The sequence below is a fragment of the Micrococcus sp. KRD070 genome (assembly GCF_017168435.1).
GTDB classification, from domain to species: Bacteria; Actinomycetota; Actinomycetes; order Actinomycetales; family Micrococcaceae; genus Micrococcus; species Micrococcus luteus.
Genome location: NZ_JABFNH010000024.1, coordinates 93,342 through 117,471, shown reverse-complemented (window position 1 = coordinate 117,471; position 24,130 = coordinate 93,342). Strand labels below are relative to the sequence as shown.

Here is a 24,130-nt window from a genome sequence, read left to right as displayed (position 1 = left end):
GCCGCCCGCCCTGGCCGCCGCCGTCACCGTGGCAGCCCGGCGGGCCGGGGGTCGCGACTCCCGCGTCCGCCGAGCGGGCCGCCTGGTCCGCCGCGGAGTCACCGGATCGGTGCGCGGCGGCGTGGCCGTGGCCTCCCCGGTGGCCCGCTGGGCCCCGCCCGTGCTCAGCGTCGCCGCGGCCTCCGCCTTCGTGCTGGCCGGGGCGAGCTCGGCGCTCGCAGGCGTGTTCGCCCGCACCGTGGTGACCCCCGTGCGCCGCCACGCCGAGTCCACGCCGATCCTCGCCGTCGTCGACACGCCCGCCGGGCAGGACGTGATCCTGCAGGCCGACGAGTACACCACCGTGCCCGGCCAGTACTCCCTCACGTTCGACGACGGCGCCGGATGCGCCCGCATCGGGGAGATCACCTCCTTCGACCCCCGGGACGGCACGGTGCAGCGCGCGGTCGAGGAGGTCTTCTCCGGCGATCTGACGACGGCGACCCGGGGCCGGTTCACCGGCTTCGTCTACCCGACCCCCGCCGACGCCGGGCTCGACGCCGAGGACGTGCAGGTGCCGGTGCCCGGCGGCCACGCCCGCGCATGGCGCATCGAGCCGGACCCCAGCGAGGACGGCGAACCCCGTCCCGCGGAGGGGCTGTGGGCGGTGATGGTCCACGGCCGCGGCGCGCGCCGCAACGAGGGCATCCGCGCCGTGCCGACCGCCCGCCGCCTGGGCATGACGTCGCTGCTGATCTCCTACCGCAACGACGGCGACGCCCCGGACGCCGCCGACGCCCGCTACGGGCTCGGCACCACCGAATGGGAGGACGTCGAGGCGGCCATCCGCTACGCCCTCGACCACGGCGCCCGGGACGTCGTCCTCTTCGGCTGGTCCATGGGCGGGGCCGTGGTGCTGCAGACCGTGGACCGCTCCCCGCTGGCCCCGCACGTGCGCGGCGTGGTCCTGACGGGCCCCGTCATCGACTGGGTGGACGTGCTGCGCCACCAGGCCCGGCTCAACCGGATCCCCGAAGCCGTGGGCCTGCTCGGCCAGTGGCTGCTGGCCAACCGGGCCGGCCGGTTCATCACGGGCCTGGCCGCCCCCGTGGACCTCAAGGCCCTGGACTGGGTGACCCGCGCCGACCACGTGCGTGTGCCCACGCTGATCCTGCACTCCGAGGACGACGAGTACGTGCCCGTCGGCCCCTCGCAGGACCTGGCCGAGCGCAACCCGGACCTCGTGCGGTTCGTCCGCTTCCACCAGGCCCGCCACACCCGCGAGCAGAACGTGGACCCGCGCAAGTGGGACACCACCGTGCGCGGCTGGCTGCGCGCCGTGCTCAGCGCCCCCCGCCCCGGCGGCCGGGGGCGCTGACCGCGCTCAGGCCGCGGCGTCCGCCAGCCCCCGACGGCGCAGCAGCGGCTCGAGCTCGGCGTCCCGGCCACGGAACGCGCGGTAGGACTCCAGCAGGTCACGCGTATCGCCCCGCGAGAGCAGCTCGTCCGCGAACCGGCGGCCGTTCTCCCGCGTCATCCCGCCGTGCTCGCGGAACCACTCCACGGCGTCCGCGTCCAGCACCTCGGCCCACACGTAGGAGTAGTACCCGGCCGCGTAGCCGCCGCCGAAGATGTGCTTGAAGTAGCCGGTGCCGTAGCGCGGAGGCACCAGGTCCGGGTCGATGCCCGCCTCGGTCAGCACCCGGCGCTCGAACGCGGCCGGGTCGGCCGTGGCGGCGTCCACCGTCTCCTCCGTCAGCGAGTGCCAGGCCCAGTCCACGAGCGCCGCGCCCAAATACTCGACCGTGCGGTGCCCCTCGCCCCACAGGTCCGCCGCCTCGAGCCGCTCCAGCGTCCCCGCCGGCAGCGGCTCGCCCGACTCCACGTGCCGCGCGTACGCGGCCAGCAGGGACGGCTCGCGCAGCCACACCTCGTTGACCTGCGACGGGAACTCGACGACGTCGCGCGGCACGTTCGTCCCGGTGAGCGAGGCGTACTCGCCCCGGGCCAGCAGCCCGTGCAGGGCGTGGCCGAACTCGTGGAACAGCGTCGTGGCCTCATCCAGCGTCAGCAGGGCCGGACGCCCCGCCGCCGGGGCCGGCACATTCATCGTGGTGAACACCACCGGGCGCTCGCCCAGGGCGTCCGCCATGTCCCGCACCGTGTGCATCCAGGCACCGCCCGACTTGGTCGGCCGCGCGAACAGGTCCGCGACGAACAGACCCACCCCGGCACCGTCCTCACCCGTCACCTCGAACACCCGGATCCCGGGGCGGTACAGGTGCCGCGCCAGCTCCGGGCGCTCGGCGAACGTGAGCCCGTACAGCGCCGTCGCCGCCGCGAACACGCCCTCGGTCAGCACCCGGTCCAGCTCGAAGTACGGGCGCAGGGCGTCCGCGTCCACCGCGAACTCCTCCCGCGCGTACGCCGCGGACAGCGCCGGCCAGTCCCATGGGGCCACCTCGGCGTCCGTCCGGCCCGCGTGCGCCGCCGCCGTCGCCGCGTCCGCCCGCGCGTTGGCCATCGCCCGCGGCGCCATCGCGGCCAGCAGCTCCTCCACGGCCGCCGTCGACGGCGCCGCCCGGTCCTTCAGCGCCTGCTCGGCCCAGCTCTGCGCCCCCAGCAGCCGCGCCTTGCGCAGCCGCAGCCGCACCATCGCCATCGCCGTCGTCAGCGTCTCGTGCTCCCCGGACCCGCCCCGGCCCGTCGACGCCTCGAACACCTCGCGCCGCATCCCCTCGTCCTGCAGGGACGCCAGCCACGGCTGCGACGTGAACAGGGACAGCGTCAGCAGCCACGGGCCCGCCGCCGCGTCCCCGTCCCCGTGCCCCGCCTCGGCGGCCGCCCCCGCCGCCGCGGCCAGGTCGTCCTCGCTCAGACCGGCCAGGCGCTCGCGGTCCGTGACGAGCACGGCGCGGGCGGCGGTGTCCGCGACGAGGCGGCGCGTGTAGGCGGCCGAGAGGGACGCCAGCTCCGTGTTGATCCCGCGCAGCTCCTCGCGCGCGGCCTCGTCCAGGTCCGCCCCCGCCAGGGAGAGGCGCAGGCGCAGCGTCTCCAGCAGGCGGGCGTCCTCGCCCGTGAGGCCGCCGTCGTCGATCGAAGCGGCGCGCGCCGCCAGCCGCGGGTCCAGCAGGATCGCGTCCTCGTGGGCCGCGAGCTCGGGGGAGAGCTCCTCGGCCAGGGCCTGCCGCGCATCCGTGCCGTCCGAGCCGACGAGCGTGAAGAACATCGCGGCGGAGCGGCGCAGCAGCTGGCCGGACAGCTCGAGCGCACGGACGGTGTTCTCGAAGGTCGGCGCCGTGGCCGCCCCGAGGATCTGGTCGACCTCGGCGCGCTGGGCCGCCATCCCCGCGCGCACGGCCTCGGCCAGCTGCGCGTCGGAGACGGCGGAGAAGTCGGGCAGCCCGTAGGGCAGGTCGGAGGGGGTCGCCAGCGGGTGGTCGGCGGGCAGGACGGAGGGCGCGGAGGTGTGGGTCATGGGCGCGAGTGTAGTCAGCCGTGATCCGCGCCACCCCACCGGGCGTCGCTAGACTGGGCGGTCGAGCCAGCAGACGAGATCCAGACCTGAGGAGGCGTGATGGCAGGACATTCCAAGTGGGCGACCACCAAGCACAAGAAGGCCGTCATCGACGCGCGGCGCGCCAAGGCGTTCGCGAAGTACATCAAGAACATCGAGGTCGCGGCACGTGCCGGCGGACCCGACGTCGCCGGCAACCCCGCCCTCGACCTGGCCGTGTCCAAGGCCAAGAAGGCCTCGGTGCCCAACGACAACATCGACCGCGCCGTCAAGCGCGGCGCCGGCCTCACCGGCGAGGTCATCGACTACGCCGAGATCATGTACGAGGTCCGCGGCCCCCAGGGCTCGGCGCTGCTGGTCGAGTGCCTGACCGACAACAAGAACCGCGCCGCCGCGGACGTGCGCGCGGCCGTCACCCGCAACGGCGGCACCATGGCCGACTCCGGCTCCGTCTCCTTCCTCTTCGAGCGCAAGGGCCTCGTGCGCCTGCCCGCCGAGGGCAACACCGAGGACGGCCTGCTCGAGGCCGTGCTCGAGGGCGGCGCCGACGCCGAGGAGGTCGTCGTCTCCGGCGACTCCTTCGAGATCCTCTCGGACCCCTCCGACCTGCAGTCCGTGGCCAAGGCCCTCGACGAGGCGGGCGTGGAGTACGAGTCCGACGAGCTCGAGTTCGTCCCCACCATGAAGGTGGACCTGGACGCGTCGGGCGCCCGCACCTTCCTCAAGCTGGCCGATGCCCTCGAGGACCTCGACGACGTCCAGAACGTCTTCTCGAACGTGGACATCGCCCCCGAGGTCCTCGCCGAGCTCGACGAGGACTGATCGCGCTGAGCGCGCGCCGGCCCGCCGACGTCGTCCGGATCCTCGGGGTGGACCCGGGGCTCACCCGCTGCGGGATCGCCGTGGTGGACGTGGACGCGCGACGGCGGGCCGCGCTCGTCCACGTCGAGGTCACGGGCACCCCGCCCACCGCCCCCCTGGACCAGCGCCTCCTGCGCATCGACGAGGCCGTCTCCGCGGTCCTCGCCGCGCACCGGCCCGATCGCGCCGCCGTCGAGCGCATGTTCGCGAACACGAACACGCCGACCGTGCTGGGCACGGCCCAGGCCGCGGGCGTGGCGATCGCCGCGGCCGCGCGCGCCGGCGTCCCCGTGGGCCTGCACACCCCCTCCGAGGTCAAGGCCGCCGTCACCGGACACGGCGATGCGGGCAAGGAGCAGGTCACCACGATGGTCACCCGGATCCTCCGCCTCGACGCCCCGCCGCGCCCGGCCGACGCGGCCGACGCCCTCGCCTTGGCCATCGCCCACGGCTGGCGCGGCACCGCCCTCGGCGCGGCCGCCGGCCAGACCGGCCTCGACACCGCGGACCTCGCCTCCCGGGCGGGGCGCTCGCAGTTCGCCGCCAAGGCGCCCGCGCGCGCCCGCCCGCGGGGCCAGCTCACCGCCGCGCAGCGGGCCTGGCTCGACGCCGAGCGCTCGGCGGGCGGCGGGCGACGCCGGTAGGCCGCTGCCGGGCCGGCGTTCGATGATATGTTCGAATCCGCGCCGACCGGCGTCCGTCCGTCCCGACAGGAGGGCCCCTCATGATCGCCTCGCTCAGCGGCACCGTCGAGCACGTGGCCCTCGACCGGGCGGTCATCGCCGTCGGCGGCCTGGGTGTGCAGTTCTCCGCCACCCCGCAGACGCTGGCCACCCTGCACGAGGGCCGGCCGGGGGCGGTGCAGACCCACCTCGTGGTCAAGGAGGACGCCCTGACCCTCTACGGCTTCGCGGACCGCGACGAGCGCGAGGTGTTCGAGGTGCTCATCACGGCCAACGGCGTGGGTCCCCGCCTCGCCCTGGCGATCCTCTCCGTCCACCACCCCGAGACCGTGCGCCGGGCGGTCACCGAGGAGGACGAGAAGACCCTCACCCGCGTGCCCGGCATCGGGCCGAAGATGGCGCGCAAGATCATCGTCGAGCTCTCCGGCCGCCTCGCGCCCACCGGGGAGCCGGTGCCCGAGGCGGAGGCCGAGGCGAGCGCCGAGCCGACCGTCGAGGCGCTCTGGCACGCCGACGTCGTGCAGGCGATGGCCGGCCTGGGCTGGTCCGAGAAGGAGGCGCTCAAGGCCGTCGAGGCCACCGTGGCGGCCCGCCCGGAGCTGGACGAGGGCCGCGACGTCGCCGCGCTGCTGCGTGCCACCCTGCGCGACGTCGGCATGGCCGGCTCTGTGCGAGGCGGGCGATGAGCGCGGAGTCCTCGCCGCTGTCCGCGGCGGCCGTCGACCCGGAGGAGCGTCGGCTCGAGGCCGCGCTGCGCCCCAAGCACCTGGACGAGTTCGTGGGCCAGATGCGCGTGCGCGAGCAGCTGGACCTCATGCTCGCCTCCGCCCGGCTGCGCGACCGCGCCGCGGACCACGTCCTGCTCTCCGGTCCGCCCGGGCTCGGCAAGACCACGCTGGCGATGATCGTGGCCGCGGAGATGAACGCCCCCCTGCGGCTGTCCTCCGGCCCCGCGATCCAGCATGCGGGCGACCTCGCGGCCATCCTGTCCTCGCTCACCGAGGGCGAGGTGCTCTTCCTCGACGAGATCCACCGGATGTCCCGCCCGGCCGAGGAGATGCTCTACATGGCCATGGAGGACTTCCGGGTGGACATCGTGGTGGGCAAGGGCGCCGGCGCCACCTCGATCCCGCTCGAGCTGCCGCCCTTCACGCTCGTCGGCGCCACCACGCGGGCCGGCCTCCTGCCGGGGCCGCTGCGCGACCGCTTCGGCTTCACGGGCCATCTGGACTTCTACACCGAGGTGGAGCTCGAGCGCGTCCTGCGCCGCTCCGCCCTGCTGCTGGACATGCGGCTGGCCACGGAGGGGTACCGGCAGATCGCCCGGCGCTCGCGCGGCACCCCGCGCATCGCCAACCGCTTGCTGCGCCGCGTGCGGGACTGGGCGCTCGTGAAGGGGCTGGCCGAGGTCGGCGCGCACGACGCCGCCGCCGCCCTGGACATGTACGAGGTCGACGGGCGCGGCCTGGACCGGCTCGACCGGTCCGTGCTCACGGCCCTGTGCACCACGTTCGGCGGCGGGCCCGTGGGGCTCAGCACGCTGGCCACCGCCGTGGGGGAGGAGGCCGAGACCGTGGAGACCGTGGCCGAGCCCTTCCTCATCCGCGAGGGCATGGTGGCGCGGACCCCCCGTGGCCGCGTCGCGCTGCCGGGGGCCTGGGAGCACCTGGGCCTCGCCGCTCCGGAGGCCACGCCGGGGCCGTGACGCCCAGGGCGGGCCCCTACACTGGACAGGCCCGCCCACCCCGAGCATCAGGAGTCCCCCATGCCCGTCGCCACCGCCGCGACCCTGCCCGTGATCGCCCAGCAGGCCCAGGGGGGTGGCGGCAGCCTGCTCATGCTCATCGCCTTCGCCCTGCTCGCGGTGATGCTCTTCCTCTCCTTCCGCAAGGGCAAGAAGATGCAGCAGCAGCAGGCGCAGATGCGCAGCACCCTCGCCCCAGGCGTCGAGGTCATGACGGGCGCCGGCATCTTCGGCACCGTCGTGGCCGTGGACACCGAGGGCCAGCGGGTGACGCTGGAGACCGCCCCGGGCACCCGCATGGACGTGCACCTGCAGGGCGTCACCACCGTCGTGGAGCCGGAGACGGCCGCCGCGCCCACCACGGACCCGTCGCGTCTGGATGACGCCCCCGGCACCGAGTACCGCGCCGACGACGCCGACGACCCGCGTCCGCGCCGCGACGACCTGGCCTGAGGCCCACCCACCCCTGCACACGCGGCCCCGCCTGGCGGGGCCGCTCGAATGTGACGGAAGCACCTGAGCAATGGCGAAGAGAACACCCACCGGCTCCGCCGGGCGCACCCTGGCCTGGCTGGCCGCCCTCCTCGTGGTCCTGGCCGCGATCCTCGGCGGGGGCGTGGCCTCCGGCGCGGCCTCCTGGGCTCCCAAGCTCGCCCTCGACCTCGAGGGCGGCACGCAGATGGTGCTGGCCCCCCAGACCTCGACGGGCGAGTCCGTCACCCCCGAGCAGCTGGACCAGGCCGTGGAGATCATCCGCCAGCGTGTGGACGGCTCCGGCGTGGCCGAGGCGGAGGTCGCCACGCAGGGCTCCCAGAACGTGGTCGTCTCCCTGCCCGGGGTCCCGGACGAGGAGACCCGCCGCCTGATCCAGGCGTCCGCGGACATGCAGTTCCGCCCCGTGCTGCAGTCCGGCCCGGGGGAGGCCACCCCCGAGGACCAGCGCCTGCCAGAAGACCAGCTGCCGAAGCCCGACGGGGAGCCGGCGGACGCCTACGACCCGAACTGGGTCACCCCGGCCCTGCTGGCCGAGTTCCAGGCCACGGACTGCACCGCCCCGCGGGACCCGGCCGCGCCCCCGCCGCCGTCCGACCGGGCGATCGTCGCCTGCCAGCCCTCCGAGGAGCTCGCCGACGGCGCCGTCACGCCGGCCCAGAAGTACATCCTGGGCCCCGTGGTCATCCCGGGCACCCAGATCAAGGGCGCGTCCAACGGCATGGCCCAGGCCCAGGGCGGCGTCTCCACCAACCAGTGGGTCGTCAACATCGAGTTCGACGAGGAGGGCACCAAGGCCTTCACGGAGGTCACCCAGAAGCTCACCCCGTACCCCGAGGGCGACCCGCGCAAGCAGTTCGCGATCCTGCTGGACGGGGACGTGATCTCCGCGCCGCAGTCCAACGTGGTCATCACCAACGGCAGCGCGCAGATCAGCGGCCCCACCCTGAACGAGCAGACGACGGCGCAGTTGGCCGAGCAGCTCAACTACGGCTCCCTGCCGATCTCCTTCTCGATCGAGTCCGAGCAGCAGATCTCCGCCACGCTCGGCCGGGACCAGCTCTTCTGGGGCCTGATCGCCGGCCTGATCGGCCTCGGCCTCGTGGCCGTGTACCAGTTCTTCCAGTATCGGGCCCTGGGCCTGCTGACCTTCGCCTCGATCATCGTGGCGGGCGTGCTGACGTGGCTGACCATCGCGATCCTGGGCTGGACGGACAACTACCGCCTGTCCCTCGCGGGCATCGCCGGGCTCATCGTGGCGATCGGTCTGACGGCGGACTCGTTCATCGTCTACTTCGAACGCATCAAGGACGAGCTGCGCGCGGGCCACACCGTGCCCGTCGCCGTGCACGAGGGCTGGAAGCGCGCCCGGCGGACGATCACCGCGTCCAAGGCCGTGAACCTGCTGGCCGCCGTCGTGCTGTACTTCGTGGCCGTCGGCAACGTGCGCGGCTTCGCGTTCACCCTCGGCCTCACCGCGATCGCCGACCTGATCGTGGTGTTCATGTTCACCCACCCGCTCATGGTGCTGTTGGCCCAGACCCGCTTCGTGGGCGAGGGACACCCGATGTCCGGACTGGACCCGTCGCTGCTGGGCGGGCCGTCCCTGTATCAGGGCGCCGGCCGCTTCCGCGAGCCCGCCCACGCCCCCCGCACCGGGCTCCCGGCGGAGGACTCCGACGAGCCGGCTGACGCGGCGGCCGCCGACGCCCCGCGCCCGCTCGTCGCGACGGGCGCCCCCCGCGCGGGCTCGTCCGCCCGGGGGGGCGGCCGCCGCTCGCGCACCGCGCCGCCCATGACGATCGCCGAGCGACGCCGCGCCGAGCGACGCCGCCAGGAGGAGGACCAGTGAACCGCTTCGCCGACTGGGGCAACGCCCTCTACTCGGGCCGCATCTCCTACCCGTTCATCCAGCGCTGGCGGCGGTGGTTCGCCCTCGCCGCCCTGCTGCTCGTCCTCGCCGGCGGCCTGACCGCCCTCCGCGGTGGCTTCAACCTCGGCATCGAGTTCCGGGGCGGCTCCGAGTTCACCGTCTCGCAGACGGCCTCCACCGACGTGGCCGCGGGCGAGCGCGCCGTGACCGACGTGCTGGCCGACGGCCACGCCACCGTCACGAACGTCGCCCCGGGCACCGTGCGCGTCCAGACCGAGCAGCTCGACGACGCCCAGACCCGAGCCGTGGCCGCGAACCTGCAGGAGGCCTACGGCGTCGGCCAGGACCAGGTGACCTCGACCTTCGTGGGGCCGACCTGGGGCGCCGCGGTGTCGCAGCAGGCCCTGATCGGCCTGGTGATCTTCGTGGTGCTCGTGACCCTGTTCATGGCCGTGTACTTCCGCACCTGGAAGATGTCCCTGGCCGCCGTGCTCGGCATGCTCTACGTGGTCGCGCTGACCGCCGGCATCTACGGCGCCACCGGCTTCGAGATCACGCCGTCGGCCATCATCGGCTTCCTCACGATCCTGTCGTACGCGCTCTACGACACCGTGGTGGTCTTCGACAAGATCCGCGAGAACACGATCGGGGCCGAGGAGGACCCGGAGCGCTCCTTCGTCGAGAACGTGAACCTCGCGGTGAACCAGACGCTCGTCCGGTCCATCACGACCTCCGTCGTCGGCATCCTGCCGGTCGGCTCGATCCTGTTCATCGGCGCGGGGCTGCTCGGTGCCGGCACGCTGCGGGACATCGCGCTCGCGCTGTTCGTGGGCATCATCGTGGGCACCCTGTCCACCCTGTTCCTCCAGGCGCCGCTGTACGCCCTGCTGCGCCGCAACGACCCGGACGTGCGCGACCACGACGCCCGGGCCGCGGCCCGCGCCGCCCGGGAGCGTGCCTCAGAGGCGGTCACCGATCCCGACGTCGCCCCCTGGGACGACGGCGCGCGACTCTGACGGAGCCGCTGCGGCCCCGGTGGTCTTCCTGGGGCGGGGTGGGACGGTGGCGTCCCGCCCCGGTCCGGCCCCGCAGCCGGATCGCACGCCTGACCGGCCGGCACGCCACCGAGTACTCGCCCCTGCTCGAGCCGCTGATGCGCACCGTGCGGCAGCGAGCCACCAAGACCGAGCTGGCCGAGATCGTCCGCGCCTTCGAGGTCGCCCGCGCGGCACACGAGGGGCAGATGCGGCGCTCCGGGGACCCGTACATCACCCACCCCGTCGCGGTCGCCACGATCCTCGCCGAGATCGGCGTGACGGGCCCGACGCTCCTGGCGGCCCTGCTGCACGACACCGTCGAGGACACGGACTACTCCCTGGAGCGCCTCCGCGCCGACTTCGGCTCCGAGGTCGCCCTCCTCGTGGACGGCGTGACCAAGCTGGACAAGGTGACCTACGGCGCCGCGGCGCAGGCCGAGACCGTGCGCAAGATGGTCATCGCGATGGCCCAGGACGTGAACGTCCTGCTCATCAAGCTCGCCGACCGGCTGCACAACGCGCGGACGTGGCGGTACGTCTCCCCGGAGTCCAGCGCCCGCAAGGCCCAGGAGACCTTGGACATCTACGCCCCGCTGGCCCACCGGCTCGGCATGAACACCGTCAAGTGGGAGCTCGAGGACCTCTCCTTCGCCGCCCTCAAGCCCAAGATGTACGCGGAGATCGTGCGCCTCGTGGGGGAGCGCAACCCGGAGCGGGAGAAGCACATCGCGGCGCTGCGCACCGTGATCGAGGAGCACCTGCGCGAGCACCGGATCCGGGCGACCGTCACCGGACGGCCGAAGCACTACTACTCGATCTACCAGAAGATGGTGACGCGCGGGAAGGACTTCGACGACATCCACGACCTCACGGGCATCCGGGTGCTCGTGGACTCCGTGCGTGACTGCTACGCCGTGCTCGGCGTCATCCACGCGCGCTGGAACCCGGTCCCGGGCCGGTTCAAGGACTACATCGCGGTCCCGAAGCTCAACATGTACCGCTCCCTGCACACCACGGTGATGGTGCCGGGCGGCAAGCCGGTGGAGATCCAGATCCGCACGCAGGAGATGCACCGCCAGGCCGAGTACGGCGTCGCCGCGCACTGGCGGTACAAGGCCCAGGTCGCCGGCCAGGCGCCGGTGCAGGCCACGCCGGCCTGGCTGCGCTCGGTGATGGACTGGCAGGCGGACACCCGGGACCCGGACGAGTTCCTCGCCTCGCTGCGCACCCAGATCGGGGCGGACGAGGTGTACGTCTTCACGCCGAAGGGGGAGATCCGCACCCTGCCGGCCGGCTCCACGCCCGTGGACTTCGCCTACGCCATCCACACCGACGTCGGCCACCGCACCATCGGCGCCCGGGTCAACGACAAGCTCGTCCCGCTGTCCACGCCGCTCAGCCACGGCGACACCGTGGAGGTCTTCACCTCGCGCGCCGAGGACGCGGGGCCGAGCCGGGATTGGCTGGGCTTCGTGGTCTCGCCGCGGGCCCGGTCCAAGATCCGTCACCACTTCGCCACGCAGCGCCGCGACGAGCAGGCCGACCGGGGACGCGAGTCGCTGACCCGTCAGCTGCGCAAGGCCGGCATGGCCGTGCAGCAGGTGCTCGGCGGCGAGGAGCTGGTGCAGGTGGCCACGGATCTCGGCTACGCGGACCTCGACGGGCTGTTCGTGGCCCTCGGCGACGGCCACGTGTCCGCCCAGTCCGTGCAGGAACGCGTCGCGGAGCGCCTCGCTCCGCCGACGTCGACGCAGGCCGAGCCGGAGGGCGAGCTGACCGTCGGCGAGGTGGACCTGCAGGAGCTGGTCCCGGCCCAGTCGCGGCGCGCCCCCGCGCGGGCCACCAACGACGCCGGCGTGCTCGTGGACGGCGACGGCGGCGTCATGGCCAAGCTGGCACGGTGCTGCAACCCGGTGCCGCCGGACGCCATCGACGGGTTCGTCACCCGCGGCTCCGGGGTCTCCGTGCACCGGGTCGACTGTCCCAACCTGGCGACCCTGCTCGCGCAGGAGCCGGAGCGCCGCACCCCGGTCAGCTGGGCGCCGTCGCGGGACACCGTCTACCTGGTGGAGATCCAGATCGAGGCGCTGGACCGCAAGTCGCTGCTCTCCGACGTCACCCGGGTCCTCTCCGAGAACCACGTGAACATCCTCTCGGCCTCCGTGAACACCACCCGCGACCGCGTGGCGATGAGCCGGTTCGTCTTCGAGATGGGCGACCCCCGGTTCCTCGGCCACGTGATCGACGCGGTGCGCCGCATCGACGGCGTCTTCGACGTGCACCGCACCTGAGCCTCCCGGCCTCAGTCGGGGACGTCCAGCGCCGCCAGCAGCGCGCCCAGCCGGCGCCGGGCCGCCACGACGCCGGCACGGCGGGTCCGGCGGGCCAGCCGCTCCCGCAGCCCGGCGGCGCCGTGGGCGCCGATCACGGCGGCCGCGCGCCGCGCCGCATCCGGGTCGGCGCTGAGCAGCAGGTCTTCGACTGTCCGGGCGGGCGTCGTGACCCGCACGGGGCCGAAGCGGAGCACGTCGTGCTCGGCGGGGGCGACGCCCGTGGCATCGGCCGCGACGTCCGACTGCGTGAGCGTCCAGGGCAGCAGGCCCCCGCCGGCGGGGCGCCGGTGGAAGTGCGGCACGGCCGCGTGCAGCCGCCCGGGCGCCGCGCCGCCGGCCAGGATCCAGGCCGCCGACGGGCCGATCGCGGTCCAGCCGGCGGCCAGGAGCGGGCCGCCGAGGGTCCACAGGGCAGCGGCCCGGACCGCGGGATCGTCCGCGGCGTCCGGCCGCGCCCACACCCCGGGCAGCAGCGGCCGCACGGCGCCCCGCGCGCCGAGCGCCTGCAGCTCCGGCTCCGTGAAGGGGTCGCCCGCCAGCACGAGTGCCCCGGTCGGGGCGGTCTCCTCGATCGTCACGGTCGTCATGCCCGGATCCTGCCAGAGACGGGGACGCCCCCGCGGCCGCCTGTGGACAGGCGGGCCGCGGGGGCGTGCTCGAGACGGGTGGGGCTCAGCGGAGCTCGGAGGCCGAGGCCTCGAGGGCCTGCTTCCACTGCAGGCGCGCGTCGAGCGCCTCCTGGGCCTTCTTGACGGCGCGCTGGTCGCCCCGGGCCTGGGCCCGGGCGAGATCCGCCTCGAGCCCCGCGATGGTCTCCTCGAGCTGCGTGAGGGCGGAGTTCGTGCGGGCCTTGGTCTCCGGGTCGGTGCGGCGCCAGTGCTCGTTCTCCGCCTGCTTGAGGGCGTCCTCGAGCTTGCGGAAGCCCTCCTCCATCCGGCGGACGTCCCCGCGGGGCACGCGGCCGGCATCCTCCCACCGCCCGCGCAGCTCGTTGAGCGCGCGCCGTCCGGCCTTGACGTCCGTGAACGGGAGCAGCTTCTGGCCGTCGGCGAGGATCTGCTCCTTCACCTTCAGGTTGGCCCCGTACTCGCGGTCGATCTCCTGGTTCGCGGCCTTGCGGGCGGCGAAGAAGACGTCCTGGGCGGCGCGGAAGCGGGCCCAGAGGGCGTCGTCCTCCTTGCGGGAGGCCCGGGGGGCGCGCTTCCACTCGTCCATCAGGTCGCGGTACTTGCCGGCGGTCACGCCCCAGTCGGTGGAGGTGGACAGCTCCTCGGCACGGGCGATGAGACGCTCCTTGACCTGCTTGGCCTCGGCCGAGGCGGCGTCCAGCCGGGAGAAGTGGGCGCGGCGGGTCTTGTCGAACGCGGTGCGGGCGCCGCGGAAGCGCTTCCACAGGTCGTCCTCGACCGACTTGGCCAGACGCGGACCGGCCTTCTGGGCGGCCTTCCACTCCTCGAACAGCTCCGTCATGCGCTTGGACGCGGTCTTCCAGGGCATCCGCTCGGCCGGGGTCTGGGCGAAGGTCTCGGCCTCGGCGACGATGGCCTCGCGGGTGGCCAGCTGCTCGGCCTGGGCGGCCTGCCGGGCCTCCTGTTCCGCGGCGCGGTAGTCGCCCAGGAGGGTCTCCAGGGCCGCCAGGCGGGTGCGGAGGGCGTCCATGTCGCCGACCATGTGGCGCTCGTTCACCGCGGTCGTCATCTGACCCAGCGCCCGGCCCAGCTCACCCGAGGGGGCGCCGGCGGCGATGCGCTGCTCGAACAGGGCCATCTGGGCGCGCACGTCGTCGTACTTGCGCACGAAGTACGCCAGCGCGTCCTCGGTGCTCGCGTCCGGCACCTGGCCGACCGCGTGCTCCTCCTGCCCGTCCAGCAGCGTGACGTGGCCGTCCTCGCTCACCCGGGCGAACCTGGCGGCCTCCTCCACCGGGGTGGGCGGCACGGTCGGGGCCACGACCTCGGGGACGGGCCGGGCCTCGGCGGGCACGGTCGTATCGGCGGCCTCGGCCGACGCGGGGGTGGACTCGGTGGCGGGGGACTGCTGGTCGTCGGGCTGCATGTGATTGGTCACCGCTGGAACTCTCCCTGACTGCGCCGGCACGCAGTCGTCGAGGGATGCGGCCGGTCGGGATGGACACGAACAGGGCCAGCGTACCGGGCCGGACAGCGCCCGCGCCTAGAATGGGCCGGTGCGCCGGCGGGGGACCGTCGCGCGTCCCCGCCGTCGTCGTCTCGAAGGATCGCCATGTCCCGCAAGGCCTCCCTGTCCGGTTTCCACGAGTGGCTGCCCGCCGAGCGGCTCGTGGAGCAGCACGTGCTCGACACGCTGCGGCGGACCTTCGAGCTGCACGGGTTCGCCGGCATCGAGACCCGTGCCGTGGAGACCCTGGGCCAGCTGCTGCGCAAGGGCGAGGTGGACAAGGAGGTCTACGCGGTCTCGCGCCTGGCCGAGGACGAGGAGGTCGCCGCGGGCCTGCGCGATCCCAAGGACCCGGCCGACCCCAAGCGCCTGGCCCTGCACTTCGACCTCACCGTGCCGTTCGCCCGCTACGTCGTGGAGAACGCCGGCCACCTCGCCTTCCCCTTCCGTCGCTACCAGATGCAGAAGGTCTGGCGCGGGGAGCGCCCTCAGGAGGGCCGCGCCCGCGAGTTCACCCAGGCGGACATCGACGTCGTCGGCGACGGCGCCCTCTCGCCCCGGTACGACGCCGACGTCGCACTGGTGATGGCCGAGGCGCTCGGCGCCCTGCCGATCGGCGACTTCCTCATCCGCGTGAACAACCGCAAGCTCGCCGAGGGCTTCTACCGGGGCATCGGCCTGGAGGACACCGCCGGCGTGCTGCGCAGCATCGACAAGCTGGAGAAGGTCGGCCCGGAGGAGGTCGCGCGGCTGCTCCAGGAGGAGGTCGGCGCGAGCCCCGAGCAGGCTGCGCAGGCGCTGGCCCTGGCGGACATCCGCACGTCGGACACCTCGTTCGTCGAGCGGGTCCGCGCCCTGGGGGTGACCCACGAGCTGCTCGAGGAGGGGCTGACCGAGCTGGCCGACGTCGTCGCCACCCTGCACCGCCGCGCCCCCGGGCGCGCCGTGGCGGACCTGTCCATCGCGCGCGGCCTGGACTACTACACGGGCACCGTCTACGAGACCGTCCTGGTGGGCCACGAGCAGCTCGGCTCGATCTGCTCGGGCGGCCGCTACGACGCGCTCGCGTCCAAGGGGAACCGCGTGTTCCCCGGTGTCGGACTGTCCATCGGCGTGACGCGGCTGGTGATGCGCATGCTGTCCCAGCAGATGGCCGTGGCCTCCCGCTCCGTGCCGACCGCGGTGTACGTGGCGCTGACGGCGGACGAGGACTGGTCCGAGGCCCAGGACGTCGCGGCCCTGCTGCGGGAGCGCGGCATCCCCGCGGAGGTCGCGGTGTCCGCGGAGAAGTTCGGCAAGCAGATCAAGTATGCGGACCGCCGCGGCATCCCGTTCGTCTGGTTCATGGGTCGGGACGACGCCGGCGCGCGGGTCCACGAGGTGAAGGACATCCGCTCCGGCGAGCAGCACGCCGCGGACCCGGCCGACTGGACCCCGCCGGCCGAGGACCTGCTGCCGCAGGTCGCCCGCGCGCAGGACTGAGCGGACGCGGCCGCTATGCCGGCCCCGGTGTGCGGCGGCGGTGGGTGTCTGCGCGTCGGGTCACCGGCCCCGGCGCCCGGCCCGCACGAACGCGCGCCCGCCCACCCCGATCAGGAACACGCCCGCCATCGCGGCCACGGACATCGGCGGCAGGCTGAGGGCGAGCAGCAGGCACAGGGCCAGGCCGAGGACGTTGACGGCGCGGGGCACGCGCAGCGGGCGCGGCCGGGCCGGGCGGCGGCCGTCGTCGTCCCCGCGCAGGGTCAGGGCGGACAGGTTCGCCACCGCGTAGTAGACGAGCACGCCGAACGAGCTGAAGCCCACCACGGTGAGGATGTCCGTGGTGAGCAGGAGCAGGATCACGGCCGCGGCCACCGTCAGCTGAGCCGTCCACGGCGTGCCGGTCCCCGCATGGACCCGTGCCAGGGGGCGGGGCAGGTCGGACTCGCGGGCCATGGCCAGGGCGGTGCGGGAGATGCCCGTCAGCAGGTTGAGCATGGCCCCGGCCGCGGCGAGGGCGGCGCCGGCCACCGCCACCCAGCCCCAGCCGGAGCCCAGGGCGGTCTCGAGCAGGTCGCGCACGGGCGCCGGGGACCGGGCCAGCCCGGAGGTCCCGAGGCCCGAGATCAGCGCCGTGGCGAGCAGCAGGTACAACGCCACGGTCACGGCGAGGGCGATCAGGATGGCGCGCGGGATCGTGCGTGCGGGGTCGATGACCTCCTCACCCATGGTGGCCACGCGCGCGTAGCCGGCGAACGCGAAGAACAGGACGCCCGCGCCCATGAGCACGCCCTGCACGGGGGAGTCGACGCCGAGCGCCGCGGCCGAGCCCCCGGGGGCCTCGCGCGCCAGGCCTGCGCCGATGGCCAACACGAGCACGGCGAGCACGGGCACGAGGATCGCCAACGTCGCCTGCGCGGTCCGCGTCACGCCCGCCATCGCCACCCCGGTGAGCACGACGACGGCGGCCACGCCCGTCCACCGGGCCGCGGCGGCGTCGTCGGGGAAGAGGTACAGGCCGAGGGTGGCCGCCATCGCGGCCACCGACGCGGTCTTGCCCGTGACGAAGCCCCAGCCGGCGACGAAGCCGGCCCACGGGTGCAGCTGCCGCCGGCCGTAGACGTAGGCGCCGCCGGACTCGGGGTGGACGGTGGCCAGCTGCGCCGTGGACAGGGCGTTGCACAGGGCCGCGACGGCCGCGACCGCCAGGGCCCCGTACAGCAGGCCGGGGTGGCCGCCGGTGAGCGCGGCCGCCAGGCCGATCGCGGTGAACACGCCCGCGCCGATCATCGAGCCGAGGCCGATCGCGACGGCGTGGAGCAGGGTCAGGCGGCGCTGCAGGGCGGCGGTCATGACGGGGTCCTCCTGGGCTGGGGCAGTGTGGACGGGGCACTAGACTGACGGGAACGGCGCGCGCCCGCCCCGCAGGCGTATCACACGGCGTCGACCATCACATGAACCCCGCACATCGTCCGGCGACCGGACGGAGAGGATCCTCGTGCTGCGCACCCACTCCCTCGGCGAGCTCAACGCCTCGCTCATCGGCCAGACCGTCACCGTCACCGGCTGGGTGGCGCGGCGGCGAGACCACGGCGGCGTGGCCTTCGTGGACCTGCGCGACGCCTCGGGCTTCGCCCAGGTTGTGGTGCGGGACGAGGCGGACTTCGACCCGCTGCGCAACGAGTGGGTTCTGCAGGTCACCGGCACGGTCGAGCGCCGCCCCGAGGGCAACGAGAACCCGAACCTTCCCTCCGGTGAGATCGAGCTGATCGCGGAGACCGTGACGGTGCTCAACACCGCCGCCGCGCTGCCGTTCCAGGTGGACGAGCACGTGGAGGTCGGCGAGGAGGCCCGGCTGCGCCACCGCTACCTCGACCTGCGCCGCCCGCAGCCCTCGCGCATCATGCGCCTGCGCTCCGAGGTCAACCGGACGGCGCGCGAGCTGCTGCACGGCGAGGGCTTCGTGGAGGTCGAGACCCCGACCCTCACGCGCTCGACGCCGGAGGGCGCCCGCGACTTCCTCGTCCCGGCCCGCCTGGCTCCCGGCTCCTGGTACGCCCTGCCGCAGTCGCCGCAGCTGTTCAAGCAGCTGCTGCAGGTGGGCGGGATCGAGAAGTACTACCAGATCGCCCGCTGCTACCGGGACGAGGACTTCCGCGCGGACCGTCAGCCCGAGTTCACCCAGCTGGACATCGAGGCCTCCTTCGTGGAGCAGGATGACGTGATCGCCCTCGGCGAGAAGATCGTCAAGGCCCTGTGGGCCCTCGTGGGCGTGGACGTGCCGACGCCGATCCGCCGCATGACCTACGCCGAGGCCATGGAGAAGTACGGCTCGGACAAGCCGGACCTGCGCTTCGGCCTCGAGCTGACGGACCTGACCGAGTACTTCAAGGACACCCCGTTCCGCGTGTTCCAGAACGAGTACGTGGGCGCCGTCGTGATGCCGGGCGGCGCCTCCCAGGCCCGCCGCACCCTCGACGCGTGGCAGGAGTGGGCCAAGCAGCGCGGCGCCAAGGGCCTGGCCTACGTGCTCATCCAGGAGGACGGCGAGCTGACCGGTCCGGTGTCCAAGAACATCTCCGAGGAGGAGAAGGCCGGGCTGGCCGCCGCCGTGGGCGCGAACCCGGGCGACTGCGTGTTCTTCGCCGCCGGCAAGCCGAAGGAGTCCCGCGCGCTGCTGGGTGCGGCCCGCGTGGAGATCGGCCGTCGCTGCGGGCTGTTCACCGACGCCGGTGACGGCGTGGCCGCGAAGGACGCCGACTGGGCGTTCGTGTGGGTCGTGGACGCGCCGATGTTCGAGCCGGCGGCCGACGCCGTGGCCTCGGGCGACGTCGCCGTGGGCGCGGGCGCCTGGACCGCCGTGCACCACGCGTTCACCTCGCCCAAGCCGGAGTTCGCGGACACCTTCGACACCGACCCGGGCTCGGCCCTGGCCTACGCCTACGACATCGTGTGCAACGGCAACGAGATCGGCGGCGGTTCCATCCGCATCCACCGTCAGGACGTGCAGGAGCGCGTGTTCGAGGTCATGGGCCTGTCCCCGGAGGAGGCGAACGAGAAGTTCGGCTTCCTGCTCGAGGGCTTCAAGTACGGCGCCCCGCCGCACGGCGGCATCGCGTTCGGCTGGGACCGCGTGGTCGCCCTGCTGGCCGGCACCGACTCGATCCGCGAGGTCATCGCGTTCCCGAAGACCGGCGGCGGCTTCGACCCGCTGACGGCCGCACCGGCGCCCATCACCGCCCAGCAGCGCAAGGAGGCCGGCGTCGACGCGCAGCCGGAGCCGAAGCAGGCCGAGGCCGAGCCGGGAGCCTGATCCGGGCCCGCGGCGGGCCCGCCTCAGCCGCGCCGCGGACCGGCCAGCTCGTCCGAGTCCACGATCAGCGTGAACGGCCCGGAGTTGGTGAGGGAGACGTCCATCTTCGCGCCGAACACCCCGCGCTCCACGCGCACGCCGGCGGCCTCGAGCTCGGCCGTGAACCGCTCGTAGAGCGGCTCGGCCTGGTTGCCCTTCGCCGCGCGCGTCCAGGACGGCCGCCGGCCCTTCCGCACGTCGCCGTACAGCGTGAACTGGCTGACGACGAGCGCCGGGGCACCGGCGTCGGTGAGGGACCGCTCGCCGTCGAGCATGCGGAGCCCGGCCACCTTGCGGGCCACCTGGACGGCCTCGGCCTCGGTGTCGTCGACGGTCACGCCGAGCAGGATCACCAGCCCCTCGCCCTCGAAGGAGCCGACGACTTTGCCGTCGACGGTCACGGACGCGGAACGGGCGCGTTGCAGAACGGCTCTCATGCAGCCATTCTGCAACGCGCCCGGAACCGGTCCGCGTCAGCGGATCACTGACGACGGGTCGGATTCACCTCGTACACGGTGGTCGAGCCGGAGACCTCGTTGGCGACGATCAGCAGGGCGGTGCCGGAGGGGGACTCGTCGGCCGGCACGAAGGTCAGGCCCTCGGCGCCCATGTCACCCAGGCCGGCCGTGGCGTCGTCGCCCGCGGCATCCCAGTCACGGTCGTTGACGTAGTCCACGTAGGTGGCGTTCCGCGGGTCGGTGATGTCGAAGACCACCACGCCGCCGATGCGCTCGAGGCCCACGAACGCGTAGGTGCGGCCCTGGATCGTGCCCACCACTACGGACTCGGGCTCGGGGCCCTTGTCATCCGAACGGGAGTCCCCGGACGGGGTCTCGTCGTTGTTCGCGTTGAACGCGTGCTCCGGCAGCTCGCCGGCGGCCACGAGCCGGGCGATCTGCTCCTCGATCATGCCGGCGGAGTCGAACAGGCGGGTGCCGTCCGCGGTGTAGATGGAGAAGGACCGGCCGCCCAGTGTGGTCAGGGAGGAGTGGCACTCGCGCTCAGAGTCGTAGCCGAGGTCGGTGAGCACCTTCAGGCGGCCCAGGGCATCCTTCTTCTGCAGGGCCTTGGCCCCCGGGAACTCGGCGGCGCACAGGTCCAGGTCGCTGACGCGCTCGGAGTCGTTGAAGTCGCCCCACTCCCGCCCGTCACCCTCGTTGGCGGTGACGACCAGGTTCTGACCGCGCCAGCGGTACGTGTCGATGCCGTCGGGCATGGGCAGGCCGTCGACCGGCCAGTGGCCCAGCTCGATGCCGCCGTCCTTGTCCGAGGCGTCCAGCACGCCCTCGGTGGACCAATCGGTGGGCGTCAGCGCCCAGAGGTCCTCCAGCGTGGCGGACTTCAGGTCCACGACGGCGACGGCGTTGGCCTCCTGCACGGACACGTAGGCGGTGCGTCCGGTCGGGTCGACGGTGACGTACTCCGGCTCGAGGTTGCGAGCCACCCGACCGGCGGGCTCGTGACCGGCGGGCACCGCCATATCGGGGCCGGAGACGCGCACGCCGGCGGGCAGGGCGGTGCCGGCGTCGTAGGCACGGAAGTCCACGGTGCGCACCGCGTCCTGGGTCAGGCGGGAGAACTGCCGGGCGTTCTTCGGTACGGAGACCACGGAGATCGTGCCCTCCGGGTCGACGGAGAAGTCGTCGGCCGGTTCGCCCTCGTTGGCGACCACCACGTACGCCCCGTTCGGGGAGAAGGCCAGCGAGTCCGGCAGGGCACCCACCCGCACGCCGCCGAGGTAGCGCAGGGTGGTGGTGTCGAAGAACACGACCCAGCCGTGGTCGGTCTTCTCGGCGGCCTCGACGGCGACGGCCATCACACCGCCGGAGACAGCGACGGAGTTCACCGTGGCGCCCTTGTCCGTGACGGAGCCGTCCGCGGTGCGCAGGCCCTCGGCGGAGAGGGTCCGCTCGGCCACGGGGGCGGCGTCGGCGCCCAGGCGCATGACGTCGACGGCGCCGCGCTGCGCATTCACCACGAACAGGCGGCCGGAGACCGCGTCGAAGGCCGGGATCTCGGCGGCGGACTCGCCGAACACGCCGGTCTCGTGGGTGCCGGCGCGGGTGAGCTCGATGCTCTTGCCGGACGGGTTGGCGGCGATGGCGGCGCGCTGGGCCGTGGCCGAGTGCGGGGCGGGCGCGCTGAGGGAGGCCGGGGCGAGGAAGGCCGTGGACAGGGTCGCGGCGGTGACGGCCGTGGCGAGGCGTGCGAGGCGAGGCATGGATGCTCCAGTCAGGGCAGGGAGGCGGAGGACGGGGTCACCCCATCGCACGGATGTGAACGGTCCGTGACGTCCCGGCCAGCGCGCGGTGTCCCGCGGGTGTCGACGCCCCGGACGCCCCGCGTGCCGTCCGCCGAGGTCAGTCCTCGCTCGGCAGCCCCGCGAGCACCCGCACCGTCGTGAGGTTCCGGGCCGTGCCGCGCACCCCGAGCGCCCGGTCGAGGCGGGCCGGAGTGAGCGGGGAGTCGGCGACCCCCGCGGCGCAGCGCATCCACAGCAGCCGTCCCTCCAGGGCCGTGCGATCCGGCCCCGCGGGTCGGTCGTCCCCGTGGTCGAGCGCGGCCAGGGCGGCGGCCGCCTCGGGTGCGGGGTCGTCCTCGAGCACGGTGAGCTGCGTGCGTTTCGGCTCGCCGCCGGCCCAGGGGAGCGCGTCGTGCAGCTCCAGGGCGCGCCGGAGCGTGCCCACGTCCACGAGGACCACGGGGACGTCGAGGCCGCCCTCCTCACGCGCCCGTCGCGCGAACCCCTGCCGCACGCCCTCCGCGGCTGCGTCGGAGGACGCCCGGAACAGGACGTTGCCGCTGGCCAGGTGGGTGGTGACCGCCTCCCCGCCGGCGGCCTGGGCCCAGCGGATCAGCGTGTCCTTGCCGACACGGTTGCTCCGCCCCACGTTGATCCCGCGCAGCAGCAGGACGTGGGTGTGGTCGGTGCGCGGGGCGGCGGGGCTCATGCGGCCATGATGCCACCCACGCCCCCGCGGGCCGAGGACTACCCTGGACCCGATGGACGACCTCTTCAGCGCCGCCCACAACGGGGCCGACGACGACGGCCCGGCCGGCACCGTGGCCGCCCCGCACCCCGGCGCACCGCTGGCCGTGCGCATGCGCCCGCGCACGCTGGATGACGTGCTGGGCCAGCGGCACCTCATGCGGCCGGGCTCCCCGCTGCGCAAGCTCGCCGAGCCCGATCCGGACTCCGCCGCGGGACCGAGCTCGGTCATCCTCTACGGGCCTCCGGGCATCGGCAAGACGACGCTGGCCCACGTGATCGCCCGCGCCCCCGGGCGCACGTTCACGGAGCTGTCCGCGATCACGGCCGGTGTGAAGGACGTGCGGCAGGTGATGGAGCAGGCCCAGCGCGAACGGGACCTCTACGGGCGCACCACCGTCCTGTTCCTCGATGAGATCCACCGCTTCTCCAAGGCGCAGCAGGACGCGCTGCTGCCGGGCGTCGAGAACCGCTGGGTCGTGCTGGTGGCCGCGACCACGGAGAACCCGTCCTTCTCCGTGATCGCACCCCTGCTCTCCCGGTCGCTGCTGCTCACGCTGCGTCCCCTCACGGACGACGACATCGTCGGGCTGCTGGACCGTGCCGTGACCCAGGAGCGCGGGCTCAACGGCGCCGTGGTGCTCCAGGACGACGCGCGGGACTACCTGGTGCGGATGGCCGGCGGCGACGCGAGGCGGGCGCTCACGGTGCTGGAGGCCGCGGCCGGCGTCGCCCTGGACAAGGCGCGCGAGGCCGGCCGGGCGGGGGAGGGCGCCGTCGCGGTCACGGACGAGGACGCCGCGCAGGCGATGGACCACCACGTCCAGCGCTACGACAAGGACGGCGACCAGCACTACGACGTGATCAGTGCCTTCATCAAGTCCATCCGCGGCTCGGACGTGGACGCGTCGATGCACTACCTCGCCCGGATGCTGGAGGCGGGGGAGGACCCCCGGTTCATCGCCCGGCGGCTGATCATCTCCGCGTCCGAGGACGTGGGCATGGCCGACCCGACCGCGCTGCAGACCGCCGTGGCCGCCGCCCAGGCCGTGCAGCTGATCGGCATGCCGGAGGGACGCATCATCCTGGCGCAGGCCGTGACGCATCTGGCCACCGCGCCGAAGTCCAACGCGAGCTACACCGCCGTGAACGAGGCGATCGCGGACGTGCGGGCCGGCCACACGGGCGCGGTGCCGGCGCACCTGCGGGACGCGCACTACCCCGGCGCGGCGGCCCTCGGCCACGGCCAGGGCTACGTCTACAGCCACGACGAGCCGCACGCCGTCGCCCGTCAGCAGTACGCGCCGGACCCCCTGGTCGGGAGGGACTATTACCGGCCCAAGCCCATCGGACACGAGAAGCGGCTCACCGAGCAGGTGGCCGCGCTGCGCCGGATCATCCGCGGCGACTGAGCGCGCGCCGGGCCCGAGGGCGGACGCCTCGGGCGGCCGCGCGGAATAAAGACCCCGGATCACCGGTTGTCCAGGGATGAGCGGGGCGGTCGACGTCGGCCCGCCGACTCCTCGCCCGCTCGCGCCCCCATGCACCACCGACGCACAGAAGGAACAGAAGGAGCCGCCCCCATGACCCAGTCCACTCCGCAGCAGTCCACCCCCCAGCACACCGCCGCGCAGCAGCCGGCCCCGTACGGC

19 protein-coding genes are annotated in these 24,130 nt (G+C 73.9%); 12 read left to right on the top strand and 7 right to left on the bottom strand.

Annotated features, from left to right (window positions below; genetic code table 11):
• Nucleotides 1–1,357, top strand: a 1,357-nt coding sequence (locus J1M38_RS10215) for a S9 family peptidase (RefSeq protein ID WP_241246631.1), incomplete at its 5' end; no start/stop codon positions are given.
• A 6-nt stretch (nucleotides 1,358–1,363) separates the two neighbouring features.
• Here J1M38_RS10215 and J1M38_RS10210 read toward each other — a convergent pair.
• A complete protein-coding gene (locus J1M38_RS10210; protein ID WP_036380983.1) occupies nucleotides 1,364–3,457 on the bottom strand; it encodes a M3 family metallopeptidase in 2,094 nt (697 codons plus the stop codon).
• A gap of 99 nt (nucleotides 3,458–3,556) precedes the next feature.
• On the opposite strand from J1M38_RS10210, the gene J1M38_RS10205 reads away from it, so the two are divergent.
• The 8 genes from J1M38_RS10205 (at nucleotide 3,557) to J1M38_RS10170 (ending at nucleotide 12,477) form a co-directional block, all read left to right on the top strand.
• Entirely contained in the window at nucleotides 3,557–4,318 is a 762-nt protein-coding gene (locus tag J1M38_RS10205) for a YebC/PmpR family DNA-binding transcriptional regulator (protein WP_036317934.1), read from the top strand.
• 47 nt (nucleotides 4,319–4,365) lie between these two features.
• Complete coding sequence (gene ruvC / locus J1M38_RS10200; RefSeq protein WP_036317938.1) at nucleotides 4,366–5,001, top strand: crossover junction endodeoxyribonuclease RuvC; 636 nt, start codon at nucleotides 4,366–4,368, stop codon at nucleotides 4,999–5,001.
• An 80-nt stretch (nucleotides 5,002–5,081) separates the two neighbouring features.
• The gene (ruvA, locus tag J1M38_RS10195) at nucleotides 5,082–5,726 is read left to right on the top strand and encodes a Holliday junction branch migration protein RuvA (RefSeq protein WP_036317942.1); all 645 of its coding nucleotides are present in this window, start codon (nucleotides 5,082–5,084) and stop codon (nucleotides 5,724–5,726) included.
• Nucleotides 5,723–6,745 carry a Holliday junction branch migration DNA helicase RuvB gene (gene ruvB, locus J1M38_RS10190; RefSeq protein WP_036317944.1) on the top strand — a complete coding sequence of 341 codons (1,023 nt, stop codon included), beginning with the start codon at nucleotides 5,723–5,725 and terminating at the stop codon, nucleotides 6,743–6,745. Before ruvA ends, ruvB begins: the two co-directional genes overlap by 4 nt.
• 60 nt (nucleotides 6,746–6,805) lie before the next feature.
• The gene (gene yajC / locus J1M38_RS10185) at nucleotides 6,806–7,237 is read left to right on the top strand and encodes a preprotein translocase subunit YajC (protein WP_036317946.1); all 432 of its coding nucleotides are present in this window, start codon (nucleotides 6,806–6,808) and stop codon (nucleotides 7,235–7,237) included.
• Between the two features lie 70 nt (nucleotides 7,238–7,307).
• A complete protein-coding gene (gene secD, locus J1M38_RS10180) occupies nucleotides 7,308–9,128 on the top strand; it encodes a protein translocase subunit SecD (RefSeq protein WP_036317949.1) in 1,821 nt (606 codons plus the stop codon).
• A complete protein-coding gene (gene secF, locus J1M38_RS10175) occupies nucleotides 9,125–10,165 on the top strand; it encodes a protein translocase subunit SecF (RefSeq protein ID WP_036317952.1) in 1,041 nt (346 codons plus the stop codon). Before secD ends, secF begins: the two co-directional genes overlap by 4 nt.
• A gap of 38 nt (nucleotides 10,166–10,203) precedes the next feature.
• Nucleotides 10,204–12,477, top strand: coding sequence for a bifunctional (p)ppGpp synthetase/guanosine-3',5'-bis(diphosphate) 3'-pyrophosphohydrolase (locus tag J1M38_RS10170; protein WP_206501237.1), 2,274 nt, complete (start codon nucleotides 10,204–10,206; stop codon nucleotides 12,475–12,477).
• An 11-nt stretch (nucleotides 12,478–12,488) separates the two neighbouring features.
• On the opposite strand, the gene J1M38_RS10165 is transcribed toward J1M38_RS10170, so the two are convergent.
• Together J1M38_RS10165 and J1M38_RS10160 are read right to left on the bottom strand one after the other, a co-directional pair.
• Nucleotides 12,489–13,106 (bottom strand): hypothetical protein, encoded by a 618-nt coding sequence (locus J1M38_RS10165; RefSeq protein ID WP_036380977.1) that lies wholly within the window; start codon nucleotides 13,104–13,106, stop codon nucleotides 12,489–12,491.
• Between the two features lie 85 nt (nucleotides 13,107–13,191).
• Nucleotides 13,192–14,586, bottom strand: a complete 1,395-nt coding sequence (locus J1M38_RS10160) for a DUF349 domain-containing protein (protein WP_206501236.1) — start codon at nucleotides 14,584–14,586, stop codon at nucleotides 13,192–13,194.
• 174 nt (nucleotides 14,587–14,760) lie between these two features.
• On the opposite strand from J1M38_RS10160, the gene hisS reads away from it, so the two are divergent.
• Complete coding sequence (hisS, locus tag J1M38_RS10155) at nucleotides 14,761–16,137, top strand: histidine--tRNA ligase (RefSeq protein WP_036313678.1); 1,377 nt, start codon at nucleotides 14,761–14,763, stop codon at nucleotides 16,135–16,137.
• Between the two features lie 60 nt (nucleotides 16,138–16,197).
• Here hisS and J1M38_RS10150 read toward each other — a convergent pair whose 3' ends face one another.
• On the bottom strand, nucleotides 16,198–17,490 hold the full coding sequence (locus J1M38_RS10150; RefSeq protein ID WP_044659820.1) for an APC family permease: 1,293 nt from the start codon (nucleotides 17,488–17,490) through the stop codon (nucleotides 16,198–16,200).
• 145 nt (nucleotides 17,491–17,635) lie between these two features.
• Between J1M38_RS10150 and aspS the strand changes: the two genes are divergently transcribed.
• Nucleotides 17,636–19,450, top strand: coding sequence for an aspartate--tRNA ligase (gene aspS, locus J1M38_RS10145; protein ID WP_044659819.1), 1,815 nt, complete (start codon nucleotides 17,636–17,638; stop codon nucleotides 19,448–19,450).
• 23 nt (nucleotides 19,451–19,473) lie between these two features.
• Here the strand turns inward: aspS and dtd are convergent, their stop codons facing one another.
• The 3 genes from dtd to J1M38_RS10130 form a co-directional block, all read right to left on the bottom strand.
• Nucleotides 19,474–19,926, bottom strand: coding sequence for a D-aminoacyl-tRNA deacylase (gene dtd / locus J1M38_RS10140; protein ID WP_044659818.1), 453 nt, complete (start codon nucleotides 19,924–19,926; stop codon nucleotides 19,474–19,476).
• A gap of 44 nt (nucleotides 19,927–19,970) precedes the next feature.
• A complete protein-coding gene (locus J1M38_RS10135) occupies nucleotides 19,971–21,710 on the bottom strand; it encodes a choice-of-anchor I family protein (RefSeq protein WP_044659817.1) in 1,740 nt (579 codons plus the stop codon).
• Nucleotides 21,711–21,849: 139 nt separating this feature from the next.
• On the bottom strand, nucleotides 21,850–22,440 hold the full coding sequence (locus J1M38_RS10130) for a DUF1697 domain-containing protein (RefSeq protein WP_044659816.1): 591 nt from the start codon (nucleotides 22,438–22,440) through the stop codon (nucleotides 21,850–21,852).
• 52 nt (nucleotides 22,441–22,492) lie between these two features.
• Between J1M38_RS10130 and J1M38_RS10125 the strand changes: the two genes are divergently transcribed.
• Nucleotides 22,493–23,890, top strand: coding sequence for a replication-associated recombination protein A (locus tag J1M38_RS10125; RefSeq protein ID WP_044659815.1), 1,398 nt, complete (start codon nucleotides 22,493–22,495; stop codon nucleotides 23,888–23,890).
• The last annotated feature ends 240 nt before the right edge of the window (nucleotides 23,891–24,130 follow it).